Source organism: Candidatus Williamhamiltonella endosymbiont of Tuberolachnus salignus, from assembly GCF_964019775.1.
GTDB lineage: Bacteria > Pseudomonadota > Gammaproteobacteria > Enterobacterales > Enterobacteriaceae > Hamiltonella > Hamiltonella defendens.
In genome coordinates, this window is record NZ_OZ026471.1 from 2,001,604 (window position 1) to 2,019,181 (window position 17,578).

Sequence of the window (17,578 nt, forward strand, 5' to 3'; positions counted from 1 at the left end):
GTTATGCCTCCTGTGTGGCTGTTTTTTTAGATTTTATTTTTTGCATGGTGTCTAAATACGCTTTTGCTTTTTTTCGTATGAATTGATCTTCTATTTTTTCATACACTAATTCAAAACAGAGTTTGGCTTGTCTGGGTTTGCCCATGAATAATTGACACTGGCCACTCAAAAAGACAATTTTGTAATCAGAGGTTTTATTTAATGCAAACGCGATAGCGTATAAATCGATGGCTTTTTTGAATTGTTTTTTTAATTGATAGACGGCCGCGAGCCCGACGAAATAATCAGAATTATAAAGGTCATACATGCACAAAAACCGAAAGAATGTTTCTGCTTCATCCAGTTTTCCTTTTTGATAAAAATCGTAAGCGTAAGCATATAATCCCTCCATCATTTCTTCAGGAATATTATGAATATCTTTTAAAGACGCTGAATTTATAATGGCATCAGACAGCATTTCTGCTGTTTCATCATCTATTTCTAATATTTTTTTTTGATTAATATCTCGTATTACACTCATATTTCCCCCAGTTTTTAAAATGCTTAAAAAAATTGCATTATTGATACATCATTTTTTATAAAAATATTTTTATTGGTTTATTTAAAGTAATTTATAAAGTGCATTTAAAGTAATTTATAATACCCTTCGCTTTCTACATCATATAACCAGAACAATAATTTTAAGAGTTCATCTAATTCATCCATACGAACAAAAGAATAGCGATTATTGTTTTTATATATTGCTCTGGCTAATGAAATATTTTGAATAACAGGGACCCCGACTTTTTTTGCATAAGCCCTGACTGCCAATGCTTTTTGATTCGTTTCTAAAACTGAAATAAAAGGCATCATGACAGTATCTGGATTGACATAAATGCCTACTGCAATATGTGTTGGGTTGGCAATAATACATTGTGAATTTTTAATATCCGATTTAATTTGTTCCGAAAGTATTTCCATATGTAATTCACGACGCCTTCCTTTTATTTCTGGGTTTCCGTCTTGTTCTTTCATTTCACGTTTCACTTCCTGTTTATCCATTTTCAGATCTTTGATGTGCAAGAAGTATTCCGCCAAGGCATCTAAAATTAAAATAATCACGATGCATCCCAGGCAGGTCCATAATATGCTTTGTAAAAGCTGGCCCCAAACCATCGCGATTTCATAAGGGCTGCTGCCATGTAATTGTTGAAATAAAACGCCTCTTTTTGTATTCCAAACCACCAGGACTGCAACAAAAAAAGTACCCAAATATAAAACAGATTTAACGGCATCTTTGGCTGTGCGTAAGCTGAATATTTTTTTAAATCCTTTAGTCGGATTTAGTGCGCCTAAATTCAGTTTGATGGCTTTAGTCGCTAGTAAAAATCCAGTTTGTAATAAACTCGGTAAGGCGGAGCAAAATATACAGAGCAATAAAATAGGTAAAAAAATTTTAAATCCAATCGATAAAACAGAAATCGTATAACGATGAATATCGTATTCAAAATTAAAAGAAATAATTTCTTTATAAAGAAACATTAATTCACTAAAAGAAGCAAAAGAAATTAAATATTGCACGCCCGCTAACATTAAACAGGCAATAATAAAATCTTTAGTTTTAAAAGATTGCCCTTTTTTTGCAGAATCTTTTAATTTTTTTTGGGTCGGTTTTTCTGTTTTATTAGATGACATAATAGATTAATTCATTTCATTTAAATAACTTAATGTTATTTTTTATCATTAAAATAAAAATGAATATACGATTCATTTTTTTATATTTTTATATTTTTATATTTTTATATTTTTATATTTTTAATACGAATTGAATTCTATATTAAATTATTTATTTAAATGTCATGAAATGTAATTTTAAAGTAAATTTTTTAAATTTTATTTAAACCAAATAGGGAGTAACTCTGAATAGAAAGACAGGGAATTTATTTGATCTGGAATAAAAGCAGAAAAATACAGGATGATCACTAAAAATGCGATTAAACTTTTTACGGTTAGCGCAATAGAAAACGCATTTAATTGTGGCGCAAAGCGGGATAATAATCCTAATATCGCTTCTGTCATTAATAATACGGCGATCACAGGGCTGGCCAAGATTAACGATTTTGACATCAATTTAGTGAGAATGGCAAAAATAGGAGAAAAAGCAAAAGTACAGTCTCTGAGAGGGGAACATATTTGATAGCTTTGATGATAGCTTTCTAAAAATAAAGTCATGCCGCCACCTTGTAAAAAAACCGCCGCGGCAAACAAATTAAAAAAATTAGACAGTTCTGAAGTATCAACACCGCTGATAGGATCGATGCTACTACTGATGGTCGCTCCTCTTTGGTTATCAATAATAGCTCCTACCGCATGTAAAATCCAAAAAGGCCAGGAAATAAGGAAAGCCAAAAGTACACCAATCAGCAGCTCTTTACTGACTAAGCCCAGGTATAAAAAAGTTTCAAAAGGAGGTAATACCTTTTCCTGATAAGGCCATAATGAAAAAGCCACCAGCATGGTAATCGGCAGTCTTAGAGAACCGGTTAATACGTTGTTGCTAAAAAAAGGCAAGAGAAAGAAGGCAGGCATTAATCGAGCAGAAGCAAAAAGAACGACGATTAATTCATTTAAAAAATGATTAGTGAAGTCTATCATCATTTTTATGGCCGTCGCAATGCGATACCAATCACTTCACGTGCATAAGCCAAGAGGGTGTCTCCATACCAACCTGCTAATAAAAAAAGACATAAAGAGACACTTAATAGTTTGATTCCAAACGGCAAGGTTTGTTCCTGTAGCTGTGTGACAGTTTGAATCAGGCCAATGATCAGCCCTACTGCTGTTGCCACAGCAACAGGAATCGCGCTTAACGTTAAAATTAAATAAAGTGCTTTGTTACCTGCAAATACCAAATCATTCATATTTTACTCTGTCTGTTCAAGAGCTGGCTCCAGCTAAATCCATATATTGTAAAATCATTCCCTTAGAAATCAGGGTCCAGCCATCTAATACAACAAATAAGACCAGTTTGATCGGCACAGAAATGGTGACAGGGCTCATCATCATCATCCCCAACGCCAGTAGAATGCTGGATATCAATAAATCAACCACCACAAAGGGCAAATAAATGTAAAAACCAATTTTAAATGCGCTTTTGATTTCGCTTAACGCGTATGCAGGCAAAAGAGCGAAGATAGAGGGTTTTTCCTCTTCGGCACCAACAAAATCTTCTTCCTTTCTGTCAGAGGCGGCTTTTTCAAAAAATTGGGTTAACTCTGGATCTGCATATTTGACAAGATAAGAACGATAGCCATCGAGACCATTTTCAACGAATTCGATCACCGAGGAAAGGTTTCTGACATCGAATTGTGCATTTTTATGGCCTTCATAGATGTTTTTGACAATAGGCATCATCACAAAACTGGCTAACAGCAAAGCGACACCATTGAGGGTCATATTTGACGGGATCTGCTGCAATCCGAGGGCATTTCTGACCATCACAAACACAATCGAAAATTTGATATAGCAAGTGCCTGATGCGATGACGAAGGGTAATAATGTTGAAAATGCAAGAATTGAAATGAGTGAAATGTCATTGTCCATCTTAGGTTTTCCTATGTTTTACTTTGGTAAAGCTGAGTTAATTCGACACCCAATGCTCCATTTTCCATCCCAAGTAATTTGCCACGAGCAATCCGTACATTGTTGGCCCTGATTTCAATTCTTTCCTCTATAGAGGGTTCAAGCGGAATCACTTCACCTTCATAGATTTTTTCTAATTTCTCTACTGTGACTTTATTTTTTTGCAAGATAAAGGTGAGTGTCACTGGAACCTGAGCACAAAGAGATGAAGATTTTTTTTGATCTTTTGGATGATGTTCATTCACTTTATTTTCATTTTCGGCGTCATCGCCATCATCGTTTTCTTGATCTTTTTGATGTTCCTCATCTTCGTGTTCATTCTGTTCCTCATATTCATCCTCATATTCATCCTCTTCATCTTCATATTCATCTTCTTCTAGATTTTTATCATATTCTTCATCTCTTTTTTCAATCATGATCTGTCCTTCATTTTTTTGATAACGACCAATGCCAATACCGGCAGTACTGACTCTATCTGTTAACTGTGAAATTAATAATATATCCCCCACTGATATTTTTTTTAACAAACCCAAACTTAATTGGCTGACGCCGATTTCAAATGTTAAAAGGATGGGTAAAATCGACAGGTTTAATTTTTTAGGCAACGATGGACGGGGGATCTCCATTTCAGGCAATTTTGTGATCCAAAGTGCCCCTTGAGAAGTTTCCAGACACAATAAAGGTTTTTCAAATATACTGTGATCAGGTAGGGCCTGTAGTCGTAATTTTTTATAAGATAATGATTGTGGAGGCAGATCGACAGGGCGCTCTGTTGCTGAAAACAGTCGTTTTAACTGCAGGTTGTCATACATTTGGTTTGATAATCCTGACATTTCAGGTGCAACATGAGAAAACCATTCTCCCAGATTCATCACCCCTTGCCAGCTTTCATCAGCAGTAAAAAACAGTAATTCTGAAAAGGCATCAGGGGACGAAATGCTCACGGGAACCCCTTCTGCGCGCCAGAAAGTTTCAAGTCGACGCTCTTTTATCTCCGATAATAAAGGTAATTTTAAGCAATTCACGTGCTTTCCTCATCCATTTGTTCTTCTTGTTTTGCTTGATGTTGATGATCCTTTGGCTGTTCGTTTTGATCATCTAGCAAAACCCAGCGTCCATGGTTGGCTTCTTCCCAGTGATCTTTTAAATGCTGCCCTACTTCAGGGCTGGAGGGTGTCAACAAAAATTGCCTTGGTTCATCATTGATTTTAGGCGACATCACAATATTGACTGATTTTTCTCCTGCCCCTTTCCAGCTTTTAAAATGATAATTGTTTCCAGTATCAGCCTCTTTGAGATTGGTGATATCCTGAACAAATGGAAGTTCCTGTTTTTTAGAAGCCAACTCAGGCGTGTTTTTGCCCACCAAAGGTTGCTGTTCTTTAAATGTTTGATGCAAGTGCATACCCGTAGGGGTAGACTCCATTTTTTCTCTTATTTCCTTCTTTTCACCTACTTTAAAAGATAAAAAATCAGATGTTTTGTCTTCTGGTAAAACATCGTCTTTCACTTTATCTTTATGATGATGATAAGGATGTAATACCGGCTCTGTATTCAATGTGTCAGATTTTTTAAGCCCTTTCTGGTTCTTGGTTTCAGGTGAAATGGGGGCCACTTTCCCCCCTTTTATTAGGTTTGTTGGTGACTGTTTTTCTGCATAACTTGCTGCCATCAAATGTTTTTTTCTAAGACAATTGCTTTCCAAACTTCCTGCTTGAATGTCATCGGATGCTTTAGATTCAGCCTGAGGTTTTCTAATCTGTTCTAATTCATGACTAGACATGGGCTTGTAGACCTGAATGACCATGTTGGCTTCTTTAGGAAGAGTGTCATCTTCTTTTTCAGATGTATCGTATTCTTCGGTGCTCATATCATCAAATTCGTCATTGATTTCTGATGATTTCTGAGATGTATGATTCACCTCTTTTTGCTGATCAGAGCATTGACCTTCCAGTCCTTTTTTTAAGAGCGTTTTTAACTTTTCTGATAAAAAAGAATCTAATTGCAGATCTTTATCTTGTTTCGGTACTGGCAGGGCTTTTATTTCATTTTCCGGCATTTCTTGTTGCAAATTATTTTGCAAAAAACCGATGTCTATTTTTTCTTGCATGTGATGATCTCCTCCATTTCTGTTTCTTCTTGTTTTAATTGAGCCATGCGGCGTAATTTTTTTTGCACTTTTTGCCAATGGTGATATTTATCTGATTTACGTAGCCAATATTGGCGCTCTTGCATTACTTTTTCTTTTTCTTTTTGGTATTCCATCTTTTTTTCTTGTATTGGGACTTCCTTTAAATTCAACTCTGTTAATTTACGCCGAACAATCGCTAAACGTCTTTGAATAGCGTAAAGACCCGTTTTGTTCATTTTCCCTTCTGGCTTTTGTAAATAAAGAAGGGTTTTTAAATGCTTTCGTTTTAATTCAATCTCTTCAAGTTTTTTATCTAACTTCTGTTCTTTTTGCTTGATTTGAAACACAGCAATGTCGCATCTTCTTTGATGCATTTCACAACGATTTAATAAAACAACGATGTTATTGAGTAAGCTCATTCATGGCCTGCAAGGTTTGCTCAAATGATGAGTGTTCGTTCATACTCTGTTGTAACCATTTTAATAATGCCGGCCGTTTTTTGATGGCTCGGTCATTTTCCGCGTTTTCTCCCTGGCGGTATTCACCCAGTTCAACAAACATTTGCAGCTCTTGAATTTTAGCTAAAATATTTCTGAATTCACCGGCCATGCTCAGGTGATTGGTATCGCAAATCTGGCTTGAAACACGGCTGATGCTGTGTAATACATCAATGGCTGGATAATGATTTTTGATGGCCAGTTTTTTGCTTAAATAGATATGACCATCCAGGATAGAACGAATTTCTTCCGCTATCGGATCAGGCTCATCATCGCTTTCGAGCAAAATAGTGTAAAAAGCAGTAATACTGCCATTTTTGGTATTACTTGGCCGTTCCAATATCGAAGGCAGTGAATCAAAAACAGAGGCAGGATATCCTCGCCGTGCGGGTGCCTCTCCTGCTGCCAACGCCACATCACGTAGCGCACGGGCATAACGTGTAATCGAATCAAGAAAAAGTACGACTTTTTTACCTTGATCACGAAAATACTCCGCAATGGTCGTGGCCAGTAATGCCGCGTTACAACGATCCAATGAAGAAAAATCTGAAGTGGCATAAACCACAATACATTTTTGCGCGCGCCCTGACTTGGATAAAACTTCAGTAAATTCAGTGACTTCACGTCCCCGTTCACCCACAAGCCCTATCACAAAAACATCTGCATCTGCCTGTTCAATCAGCATATGCATCAATGAAGTTTTACCACAGCCTGCAGCCGCAAAAATCCCCATTCTTTGACCTACACCGCAGGTGATTAACCCATCTATTGCTTTCACCCCTGTAATAAAAGGATCACGAATAGATAGTCGATGTAAATAAGAAGGGGGTGGAGAATCAATAGCACGAATTGAAGGATTATGCATTATCTCTGTAGGCTCGCTTAAATGAGCCACTATTTTCCCCGAAGGATCTACAACACTACCCAACAGGGAATCATCTATTGTGACTAATAAAGCTGCCCCTGTTGGTATAATCACCACATCTCTTGATAGACCCCGTGCATTCCCTATTAAACTCAGAACACTTCTGTCATTATAAAAACCCAAAACCTGAGCTCGACAAATGACCTCTGATTCAGAGCAATCAGACCTGATGTCACAAATTTCCCCTATCTTTACGCCGAACAACCGTGCTTCAATAATAGGGCCTGACAGGCGAAGTGGATGCGCTTTATAACGCAATAATCTGAGTTTGTGCATTATCGAAGCATCTCAGAATAGGTTTCTATTTCTTCAAAAAAACCGGTTAATACGGTTGAAAATTTTTCATGATCATGTAGATAATCGGGATCTACTTTAACTTTTAAATGAATAGCGTCTTCGTCGTTATCCAACTCAAGTTTCTTGGTGGCCGAAAAATCACATTCCGCCTCTAATTTTTCTTTTATCAAACTCGCCGATCTTTCCAACAGGGTCTCACGCTCTGGCTCTGTTAAAAGAGGCATTAAGCTAGACCATACCCAAATTTCATCTTCATCATCACGAGAGATAAAAATACTGGGCTTTTCATCAAACTCTAACTGAATGGTGGAATGCGCATCAAAATTTTGTAATAAGTTTTCATTACAACCGCATGAAATAAGCGCTTTACGCACTAAATCAGCCAGATCAATATTATTATTCATTATTTATTTTTCCTCTTTTAATTTAAATGGTTTTAAGAACATTTACAGAGACCGTTTCAGAGATTTCTCCAAATGACATCACTTCTAAATCTCGAAAACGAGACTCTATAAATTTTTTAACAAAACGTCGGGTGTCAACCGATGATAAAAGGACTAAATCTTTATGATCAATCAATAAATTTTCTAAATTAACAGAAAATAAATCCATTAATTGATCAGATACCGCAGGCTCTAAATTAAGAAAAGTCCCCCCTGATGTGTTTCTTATTCCTTGACGTATCATATCTTCCACTTCTGATGATAAAACGATCGACCTGAGTTCATTATTGACAGAAAATTTATGACAGATGTATCGAGATAGTCCACCACGAACATGTTCGACTAACGAGATGACATCTTTTTCACGAGGCATCCATAAAGCTAAAGATTCCATAATCAGCCGCATATTACGAACCGAAATACGTTCAGAGAGTAAACGCTGTAGTACTTCGGTAATCCTTTGTATTGTGGCGTGCCTCATAATTTCTTTCATTAAATCAGGATATTTATTTTCCAGTTTATCCAACATGTCTTTCGTTTCCTGGATACCAAAATACTCGCTTACATGACGAGACAGTAAAGCTGCCATGCTGTGATATAGTTCATCTATTGGTGAACGTAATTGATACCCCATATTCTCCAATGTTTCTTTATGTTCAGGTTTCACCCAGACAGTACCGTTATCGAGCACAGTCTCTATCTCTAGTTGCATAAGCTCATCTGAGCTGTTGACGATTCTCAATAAATTAAGCTGAAGTACAAATTCTTCTGCTCGAATTTCATTGATCAAGAAAACAGCTCGATTTTTTGATACGGTAGTCGATGCCCTTAACAAGATGTTAGGGAGACGAATACCATAATCAATAAAGAATTGGCTACGTAAATGCTCTACTAATTTTTGATTTTCTAATTTTTCTAAATCAGAAGAAGACACCAGCATAATAAAAGGTACGGTTTCGGATGAAACTTTATCTAAATTACCAATCAGCCCCAAAGAACTGTCAATAGAATGTGTCTCATTAAATACGCTATCTTCTTCTTTACTATCAGCTTTTTCTAAAGCCTCTGTGCCTTTCTTTTTTTCAAAGAAATGTTTGTATATAAAAAATCCACTTAAAACACCGGCTAAAATGACAAAAACAAATAGAGGAAAGCCGGGTAAAAACCCAATGGTCAATGCTAATCCTGCCGTAACCATCAACGCAAATGGGTTTGATACTAATTGACTCATCATGGTACGACCCATGTTGTCACCGTCCCCATTTACTCGGGTCACGATAAAACCGGCACTGATTGCAATCAATAATGAAGGGATTTGGGCAACCAAGCCGTCTCCTATGGTCAACATGGTATAAGTAGAAAGCGCCGATGACATACTCATACCATGCTGACTGACACCCACACTTATCCCCCCGATAAAGTTGATAAAAATAACGATAATACCTGCAATCGCATCTCCTTTAATAAATTTCATCGCACCGTCAAAGGAACCATACAGCTGGCTTTCTTTTTCTAAAACAGATCGCCGTTCTTTGGCAGCATCGGAATCAATGACGCCCGCTTTCAAATCCGCATCGATACTCATCTGTTTACCAGGCATAGCATCAAGAGAAAAACGGGCGGCGACTTCAGCAACACGTTCTGCCCCTTTTGTAATGACGATAAATTGCACAATGGTGACGATCCCAAAAATAACAAAACCGACCACTAAATTATCGCCGATGACAAATAACCCGAATGTGCGCACGATTTCTCCAGCATCCGCGTCATTTAATATCAATCGGCTGGTACTAATCGACAAAGCGAGCCGAAATAGAGTGGTAATCAACAAAACCGCAGGGAAAGTAGAAAAACTTAGAATTCGGTCAATGTAGAAAGATCCCATAAATACCAATAAGGAAATCACGATATTGAGCCCGATTAAAAAATCAACAAGATAAGTTGGTAGAGGGATGATCAGCATCGCAATAATCATGATGACTAAAGCGAGGATCAATAACTCTGGTCGGTTCCGTACATTTTCTAAAAATTTATTCATCTCTATTTTTTATCCACTCAATTCGTATTGTCATCTGAATAAAAATCAAATGATTTTTTGTTCTTTTTATTTTTATATTTCTTTCTCTTTATTTTTTCGTTTCTTCTGGCTTCAATCATTTCACGTCGATAAGCAACCGCTGCTAGTTGCTCGAATCTCTCAAGCATAGATTCTCTCTCTTCTAAGCCGACAAATAATTCGATAGGTAATTTTTTGCAAGCTCGATAAATCACTTGTAATAACTGTGAGCGCTTGGCGTGCTCACGCATTAAAATTCTTTCGCCCAGAACTTCACTTAAAAAGTCATCTAAATATTCGGGCTGCTGAAGCACACACAGCATAAACAACAACCAGGCTTTTTCAGATTCGTTAAAAGATTTGACCAGAGGACTTTTTAAAATTGATTTGATAAAGATAATGTCACTTGAACGTAATAGTTTTAATTGCCCTAATTTGCCGAGTAAATGACCAAATTCAAGCATAGAACAACTAGGATCTTGAGAATCGATGTCAGCAAGCAAAGCGCCTTCCATAAAATCAACTACAGCCCCTCGTTTTTGATAACCATAAATTGATATCCAATCCTGGTAATTTTCTAGCTCTGTTTTTTCATTTTCTAGAAAATTTCGATAACTTTCACGTACCAGAGCGGGGTCAAGAGATAAATATCTTCCAAACAAACGGGCTTTTAATGCGACATTAATACCCGCTTTCAATCGACGTGGATCAGCCGTTTCTTCAAGATGTGCGAGCAAACTCATCAGACGTTTTCTGAGCTTTGGATTTAATTTGCGACGTTTTAATATCTCACGCAATACCAACACAAGATCACTATCGTCAGGGAAAAATTTCCGAGCGTGGGTTAATAAATTCTGAATACCAGCGCCTTGTGAAGACTCTACTGATTTTATTAATTGATTCACTTTTGGTACAACGTCTTCTTCTAGAACCCGTTCGAAGCTTTCTGACATCAAACCTGATTTCTTTTCTAAATCTCGTCTATTACGCAATTGTGCCAGCAAGACTGACATTTCATCTGAAAAGTAAGCAAATTTTTGTACCTGCGCTCCTACAGAAAGATCTTCAATAATTTCACCTGTTTTATGTAGTGAATCCATTTGAGCGTTATATTTGTTTTTATTCTCCTCCATTGAGTCTTTGGTGCGTCTCTCCCTGGCGATACCTTTGGTATAAAGGTTTCTAGCAGGTAAAACACTTTGAGTGATGTTCATGATTGACTATCCAAATAATTTTTTACCCAATCCTGCAATGGGATATCAGATGAACTTTTAATGATGTCACTTGCAAGATCACTGGCATCTCGATTAAGTGGGGCATTAATTTCACGAGGCTGGATAAGAAATACCCGAACTATGCTTGATATAGATTTATTTTCGTAGCTGAATAATTTACCGATAAGAGGTAAGCTGCCCAAACCGGGAATTTTTGTGTTTTCGGAGGTATTCGCATCACGCGTATAACCTCCTACAAGCAAACTTTTCCCTTTAGGCACGCGTGCAATCGTACTGATATTGGTCCGCCCAACTTTAGGTAATGAAGTTTTTGTCTCATGATCAGATTGTGAAACTTCATTACCATCTTCAATATTGATCATCATCTCTATTTGATTGTTTTCTGTAAATCGTGGCAAAACACTGACCAGGGTTCCGTATGTCACATTTTCTAATTTCACATTTTTTTCACCAAGCAATTCGCTATAAAAAGTTCTATTATTATCAAAAACAGCCGGGATATTTTCTTGTGTTAAAACCATAGGGCGAGAAACGACATTCGCTTTCTTTTGACGACTCAATGCCATCACAGAGGCAATAAATTGCCCGCCTTCCAAGGTGCTTGTCCCTGCATTTAATCTGACTCCCAATTGATTTTTAAAATTCATTCCGCCCTTCCAGTCGACACCCATTTGATCCAATGTATTTTTATCGAGATCAATAATCCAGACAGAAAGCTCTATATGACGCTTAGGTTGATCTAGCTCAGACACTAATGTTTTAACAAACGCAATTTGTTCAGAAGACCCTTTTACCAACAAACTGTTGTTATTAGGGTTTGATACAATTTGCACATTGTTGTTAGGGATGCTCTTTATTAAAGGCCCCTGTAATTTGATCTGTTCTATGTTAGAAGTTGAACTCCCGCTTGCTGAAGCAGAAGCTAAACTCTTTATGTTGGAAGGTGCCTCTGTGGCGTTCGGCGTCATTAGCTCTAATGTTGACCGCGGGTTAGATGACAATAAATGACTAATGATTCTCGCAATACCTGGTATCACGATAGTTTGATTGCGATATTGATATTGTCTATCTTCTACAAAGGTATTTTTTAACTTAATCAGAGCGACTTTCTCTGGACCCGCTCCTGATTGGGCTTGACTATCTAAAAACTGAGTCGTTTTCGTCACTAATTCAATATAAATCGGAGGTCCTGAAACATAAAATAAACCATTGATTTCATCACTGCGTAAAGGATAGCGTTTATCATAAAGATGAGATTGCACTAAAAAATTTTTGACAGCAGAAAAAGAGGCATTATTTAAGCTAATAAAGGCATTACTTATTTCTGTTCCATCATAAATATAAATAGAATGACCATCGTAATACCAAATCAAATTTAATTCATTTGATAAGTATTCAATGAGTTCTTGTGGATTATTTAAATCAAAATTACCTCCAATCTGTTTACGCGCCGCCAATTTACTCAAAATAATCGGTTTATTGATACGGGATGACAGGGCGTCAAAAACACCTTTTACACTTTCTTTTTTTGCAATATATCCTTTAGTCTGATCTTTAGGAACTTCCTCAGCCCATGCAGAACCAGACAAGCCTACAAACAACAGTAAAACATAATGATAAATGAATATTTTTTTCATAAGGCAATTTTACTTAAGTTAGTTGGTGGTATTAGTGATGGTTTGCAATAATTTTTTCGGTGAAACTCCCAGAGCTTCTTTGACTTCACTAGAAAAATGCGAAAGAGAAGCATAACCATGCTCAAAAGCGACCTCAGTCAAATTTTGATTTTTTAATACCAAATCTAGTATTGCTTTTACCATACGCCAATCTCGTAATGCTACTTTTGTTGTATTTCCTAAAGCGATACGACAGATACGACGAAAATGTGCAAGAGACAATCCATACCGTTGGCAAAGATTTTTTAATCTATTGTTGCCATTAAATTCATTCAAAAGAAAATAAACGACCCAGTACCATTCTGTATTTCTTAATAAGTTAAGAAATTGATCTGTGCCTGATTTTGGATTTAAAGTTTCACCCAACAACCAATATTCTATTTCACGACGAGAGTGGAGTATCGAACTATCAGGCACTTCTACTACGGCAAAAGCTTCGTCAGATTTAGAGATATGCTGTGCGCTTTTTTTAACTAAGGACTTATCTATAAAGGCTTGTAATTTTGCCATCATCATGACATTGATCCTTTTGTATCTTAATGAGCCGCTTTGAATTTGAAGACACGAGGGATTTATGGCAACAAAACCGCGCCAGCCAGATTTAAAAACCATCTCAGAATTGTTGCCAGAGGCGGTTTGTATCTGTATTTTGCATTCCATTTTTCCTATTTGAACAAACCAAATAACCATTTTTGTGATTTGTTTTTTATGTCGCTCATTTAAAACATTTTGTATGTTTTTGATTTTCATACATCACCCTTATCGCTTTATCTTAGAGCTGGATTATGTTTGAAAAAATTTGAATAATCTTGATGTAAATATGATGAAAGATAGCGAAGCATCGAAAAATTGAAATTAATTCTATTAAATAGATTGTATAATAATTTGAATTATTTAGAGAAATGAAAAAATATTCTAATATAATTGCTCATCAAGCATATTTGTCATTAATAAAAAAGTTTACATACGACAATGTAAATACCCTTTAAGCGCGTTTTCCCAATTTTTTGTAGAATCAATATCGATATCAAACACCTGATTTGCGTTCATATAATTTTGAATATACATGGGCATTCCTATTTTTTTTACTTGGGAACAAATTTTTGTCAGGCTCAATTCATTTGTCAGAATGCGATTTAAATGTGCCTCAAAAATATTTTTTTGTTCTTGATCCAGTAATTGCATTGCGTTTTTGAGAAGCCGATTATGAAAATGAGCGTTAACTCCTTGAGACATTCTATAAAAATCGAAATAAGAATAAGTTCCCGCAAGAGAAAATAACATAACAGCATGATTATATTGATGATATTCAATACATCGGATCATATTTTGATATAAAAGAATTGGATTGGATTGAGGAGTTACTTTGATATCCTTTCCACATACACTGATGGTCCATTTTTTTGATAGATCAGTTTCATTGGTCTTTAAATTAAGAAGGGCACATCCCGATAGAAAAAAAATCAGTATAAAAACATATAAATATCTCAATATCATCATTTTTATCCAATACAAGATAACAAAAGATCAAACTCAATTTTTAATCTTTCTTCAATCACAAAAATCAAAAAAATCAAAAAACACCGATAGCACAAAAATGTGTTTAAAAAAATTTTTAATTCAATTTGAGCGTTTTTTGAAAATTTTGACAGCTTTACATATGATTTACGTTTTTTTACTAAACAAAGATTATCATCTTCAACGTTAATTAAGTTTCTAAAAGTGTTATTTTTTAATAATAGCATAAATATCACTAATATCTATTTGTAAAAAAATATCAAAATTTATTTTTATTTTAAATATTAGTATCTTTAAGTTAGGTCATTCAAATTAAGAGTTAATAGAAAATGAACAACATATTATCTCATTCAGAAAAGTATATTTTTGGTGAATTTACTTTAACTGCAGACGCGTTGCTTTCTTATAAAAATAATATAGTTAAAGTTCCACCTAAAGAGTTTTCTATTTTAATGTTATTACTCGATTCAGCTGGAGTATTAATATCTAAAGATGATTTTTTAGAAAAAGTATGGCCTAACGAATTTGTTAGTGAAGAATCATTAACGCGTTGCATTTATGTATTACGTCGTCTTCTTCATGAAAACAAAAATAACCGTTATATAGATACTGTTTACGGAAAAGGTTATCGATTTATTCAACCCGTCACTCAGTCAGAACGCTTCGCTGAATCTCAATGTAGTTTGGCTGTACTTCCTTTTAAATTACCTCAACACTTTGATTCATTAATGATCCATGATTTTTTAATACAGAGTTTGTCAAAATACACTTATTCCGGTTTGAACGTTTTGCCTTCCACTTTAATTAACAGTTGCAAAGATTACGATGGTATCATGTGTTTTCTTGAAAAAATGAAACCTAATTATTATCTTTCTGCTCATACCATCAATGATGGTGACATTTCTTCACTACGTATTGAATTAATTAGAACGCATGATCACTCTATTGTACATAGAGAAAAATTTGATCTCTGTGACAATGTTCATCTGACTTGTTTAAATTTACAAGGTGTTATACACAAATTGTTAGCTCGTCATATTCCTTCTTTAAATAAAAAAAGCAGTTCTGTCCCTGTTATGAAAGAATTTGATACCACTTTTGCTTATTTAAACGCACATCACAAATTTTACTCTCATAAATTGTATAATATTAAATAAACTTTATGACAGTTTCTACTGAGTTTGAAAAAATTCACACTACTTCTACTTTTTAGAGAAATATCTCTGAATATTATTTTGTAAGCCCAAAAATGGCACGCTGGGTATTTATGTAATAGTTTGAATTTATGTAATATTTCGAACAGTTTATCCTAACGTAAAGAAGTGTTAAAGTTGACATTCAAAATAAAATTTCATACACGCCATAACCATAATATGTCAGAAGATAACACATTGAACATAAATAAAAATGATATTAATACTTTAAATCATCGTTTCCGTGGATATTACCCTGTTGTTATTGATGTAGAAACCGCGGGGTTTAATACTAAGACTGATGCATTACTTGAAATTGCTGCTGTGACTCTTTTTATGGATAAAGAGGGATGGTTGCATATCGAACAATCGATGCATTTTCATGTTGAACCTTTTTCTGGAGCTAATTTCGAACCTGAAGCATTGGCTTTTAATGGGATTGATCCCCATAGTCCGCTCAGAGATGCGAAGAGCGAATTTGAGGTATTGAAAAAAATTTTCAAATGGGTTCAAAAAGGAATGAAAGAGCAATATTGTAAACGTGCCATTATAGTTGCGCATAATGCGGGCTTTGATCATGCATTTGTCATGAACGCCGCGAAGCGGACAGGATTAAAACAAAATCCTTTTCACCCTTTTTCTACATTCGATACGGCTGCATTAAGCGGTTTAGCGCTTGGCCAAACGGTTCTGGCTAAAGCTTGTTTAACGGCAGGACTCAATTTTGATATGAGCCGAGCACATTCTGCTCTTTATGACACACAACAAACCGCTCGCTTGTTTTGTGAACTTGTCAATCGTTGGAAGCGCTTAGGTGGTTGGCCACCATCGCCACTGCATTCTTAGCTGTTTTATTTAGATTCTTTATCTCCAGTTATAGGAGATAACTTTTCTTGATATTGGAATTGCAATAATTCCTTTAATTCACCTTTTTGATGCATCTCTGTTAAAATGTCGCATCCTCCTACTAATTCACCATTAACCCATAGTTGTGGAAAAGTAGGCCAATTTGCATATTTTGGTAATTCAACGCGAATGTCAGGGTGCTGTAAAATATCGACATAAGCAAAACGCTCACCACAAGCAGATAAAATATTGACAGCCTGTGCAGAAAAACCACAGCTAGGCATTTTAGGTGATCCCTTCATATATAAAAGAATCAGGTTATTTTTTATTTGAAACTGAATTTTTTCAACAGTCGTCATATTTAACTTCCTTATGTATCTTTATATTTATAAAACTACTTACAAAAATTTTTAATGAGGCCATTTAATTAATGCTGCAATAAGTTTCAGCCAAAATAGGTAACATATTTTCAATAACGGTGCTAGAACGTTGGGCGGCTATGCACAAAAATTGTTCAAAGCTCAAATGAGACGCTTGATCAGCGACATCAGAAATCGCACGGATGACCACAAAAGGCGTCTCAAATTGATGGCAAACTTGAGCAATAGCGGCCGCTTCCATCTCTACTGCTACGGCTTTTGGGAAAAAAGTGCGAATACGATCGAGAGCTTGGTCACCATTAATAAAGGCATCTCCACTGCAAATCAGGCCTTGCACTGCGTTTAAGTTTAAGTTTTTGACACATTCTAATACGATTTCAATGAGTTTTTTATCCGCAAAAAACGCCGGAGGGCAAAGCGCCATTTGCCCCCATTCATAGCCAAATGCAGTGACATTCACATCGTGGTAACGAACTTCGGTAGAAATCACGATATCTCCTATTTTCAAATCAGGCCAAAGACCTGCCGCAGATCCTGTATTAATTAAAATATCAGGCTGAAAATATTCGAGGAGTAAGGTTGCACCCAAAGCAGCAGAGGTTTTTCCAATTCCTGATTGAAGTAAAACAACATTCGTTTCCCCTAAAAAGCCGGAGTAAATAGAGCATCCTGCTCGTGTTAAAGTTTGACATGATTGAATTTTTTGACACAACAGAGTGACTTCTTCTTTCATAGCACCAATAATACCCACTTTCATTTT

General features: G+C 35.8%; 19 protein-coding genes. 2 read left to right on the plus strand and 17 right to left on the minus strand.

The genetic code is table 11. From position 1 onward, the window contains the following. Position 1: 1 nt before the first annotated feature. The 15 genes from sicA to AACL23_RS10045 form a co-directional block, all read right to left on the minus strand. On the minus strand, positions 2-520 hold the full coding sequence (gene sicA, locus AACL23_RS09975) for a type III secretion system translocator chaperone SicA (RefSeq protein WP_015873902.1): 519 nt from the start codon (positions 518-520) through the stop codon (positions 2-4). 104 nt (positions 521-624) lie between these two features. After that, positions 625-1,674: an EscU/YscU/HrcU family type III secretion system export apparatus switch protein gene (locus AACL23_RS09980; RefSeq protein WP_100096456.1), complete on the minus strand. Its 1,050-nt coding sequence runs from the start codon at positions 1,672-1,674 to the stop codon at positions 625-627. A 198-nt stretch (positions 1,675-1,872) separates the two neighbouring features. Further along, entirely contained in the window at positions 1,873-2,637 is a 765-nt protein-coding gene (gene sctT, locus AACL23_RS09985) for a type III secretion system export apparatus subunit SctT (RefSeq protein WP_015873900.1), read from the minus strand. A gap of 2 nt (positions 2,638-2,639) precedes the next feature. Further along, the gene (locus AACL23_RS09990; RefSeq protein WP_015873899.1) at positions 2,640-2,900 is read right to left on the minus strand and encodes an EscS/YscS/HrcS family type III secretion system export apparatus protein; all 261 of its coding nucleotides are present in this window, start codon (positions 2,898-2,900) and stop codon (positions 2,640-2,642) included. Between the two features lie 16 nt (positions 2,901-2,916). Further along, complete coding sequence (locus AACL23_RS09995) at positions 2,917-3,582, minus strand: EscR/YscR/HrcR family type III secretion system export apparatus protein (RefSeq protein ID WP_100096457.1); 666 nt, start codon at positions 3,580-3,582, stop codon at positions 2,917-2,919. An 11-nt stretch (positions 3,583-3,593) separates the two neighbouring features. Beyond that, on the minus strand, positions 3,594-4,646 hold the full coding sequence (locus AACL23_RS10000; RefSeq protein WP_171967090.1) for a FliM/FliN family flagellar motor switch protein: 1,053 nt from the start codon (positions 4,644-4,646) through the stop codon (positions 3,594-3,596). Further along, positions 4,643-5,731, minus strand: coding sequence for a type III secretion system needle length determinant, SpaN/EivJ family (locus tag AACL23_RS10005; RefSeq protein ID WP_339051465.1), 1,089 nt, complete (start codon positions 5,729-5,731; stop codon positions 4,643-4,645). Before AACL23_RS10005 ends, AACL23_RS10000 begins: the two co-directional genes overlap by 4 nt. Then, positions 5,716-6,171 (minus strand): type III needle complex assembly protein, encoded by a 456-nt coding sequence (locus AACL23_RS10010; protein ID WP_339051467.1) that lies wholly within the window; start codon positions 6,169-6,171, stop codon positions 5,716-5,718. The genes AACL23_RS10005 and AACL23_RS10010 overlap by 16 nt, the downstream gene beginning before the upstream one ends. Continuing rightward, entirely contained in the window at positions 6,155-7,450 is a 1,296-nt protein-coding gene (gene sctN, locus AACL23_RS10015) for a type III secretion system ATPase SctN (RefSeq protein ID WP_095034095.1), read from the minus strand. The genes AACL23_RS10010 and sctN overlap by 17 nt, the downstream gene beginning before the upstream one ends. Continuing rightward, positions 7,450-7,875, minus strand: a complete 426-nt coding sequence (locus tag AACL23_RS10020) for a type III secretion chaperone (protein WP_339051471.1) — start codon at positions 7,873-7,875, stop codon at positions 7,450-7,452. Before AACL23_RS10020 ends, sctN begins: the two co-directional genes overlap by 1 nt. A 22-nt stretch (positions 7,876-7,897) precedes the next feature. Then, on the minus strand, positions 7,898-9,952 hold the full coding sequence (locus tag AACL23_RS10025) for an EscV/YscV/HrcV family type III secretion system export apparatus protein (protein WP_339051473.1): 2,055 nt from the start codon (positions 9,950-9,952) through the stop codon (positions 7,898-7,900). Positions 9,953-9,969: 17 nt separating this feature from the next. After that, on the minus strand, positions 9,970-11,184 hold the full coding sequence (locus tag AACL23_RS10030; protein ID WP_015873890.1) for a YopN/LcrE/InvE/MxiC type III secretion system gatekeeper: 1,215 nt from the start codon (positions 11,182-11,184) through the stop codon (positions 9,970-9,972). Then, a complete protein-coding gene (gene sctC / locus AACL23_RS10035; protein WP_339051476.1) occupies positions 11,181-12,842 on the minus strand; it encodes a type III secretion system outer membrane ring subunit SctC in 1,662 nt (553 codons plus the stop codon). Before sctC ends, AACL23_RS10030 begins: the two co-directional genes overlap by 4 nt. A gap of 18 nt (positions 12,843-12,860) precedes the next feature. After that, positions 12,861-13,631 carry a helix-turn-helix domain-containing protein gene (locus tag AACL23_RS10040; protein WP_015873888.1) on the minus strand — a complete coding sequence of 257 codons (771 nt, stop codon included), beginning with the start codon at positions 13,629-13,631 and terminating at the stop codon, positions 12,861-12,863. Positions 13,632-13,841: 210 nt separating this feature from the next. Continuing rightward, positions 13,842-14,381: a hypothetical protein gene (locus AACL23_RS10045; RefSeq protein WP_100096463.1), complete on the minus strand. Its 540-nt coding sequence runs from the start codon at positions 14,379-14,381 to the stop codon at positions 13,842-13,844. 347 nt (positions 14,382-14,728) lie between these two features. Between AACL23_RS10045 and AACL23_RS10050 the strand changes: the two genes are divergently transcribed. Together AACL23_RS10050 and rnt are read left to right on the plus strand one after the other, a co-directional pair. Beyond that, positions 14,729-15,556 carry a winged helix-turn-helix domain-containing protein gene (locus tag AACL23_RS10050; protein ID WP_100096465.1) on the plus strand — a complete coding sequence of 276 codons (828 nt, stop codon included), beginning with the start codon at positions 14,729-14,731 and terminating at the stop codon, positions 15,554-15,556. 216 nt (positions 15,557-15,772) lie between these two features. Continuing rightward, entirely contained in the window at positions 15,773-16,438 is a 666-nt protein-coding gene (gene rnt / locus AACL23_RS10055; protein ID WP_015873884.1) for a ribonuclease T, read from the plus strand. A gap of 5 nt (positions 16,439-16,443) precedes the next feature. On the opposite strand, the gene grxD is transcribed toward rnt, so the two are convergent. Then, a complete protein-coding gene (gene grxD / locus AACL23_RS10060) occupies positions 16,444-16,797 on the minus strand; it encodes a Grx4 family monothiol glutaredoxin (protein ID WP_095034099.1) in 354 nt (117 codons plus the stop codon). Between the two features lie 64 nt (positions 16,798-16,861). Then, positions 16,862-17,575 (minus strand): 5'-methylthioadenosine/S-adenosylhomocysteine nucleosidase, encoded by a 714-nt coding sequence (gene mtnN / locus AACL23_RS10065; RefSeq protein WP_095034100.1) that lies wholly within the window; start codon positions 17,573-17,575, stop codon positions 16,862-16,864. Positions 17,576-17,578 lie beyond the last annotated feature (3 nt).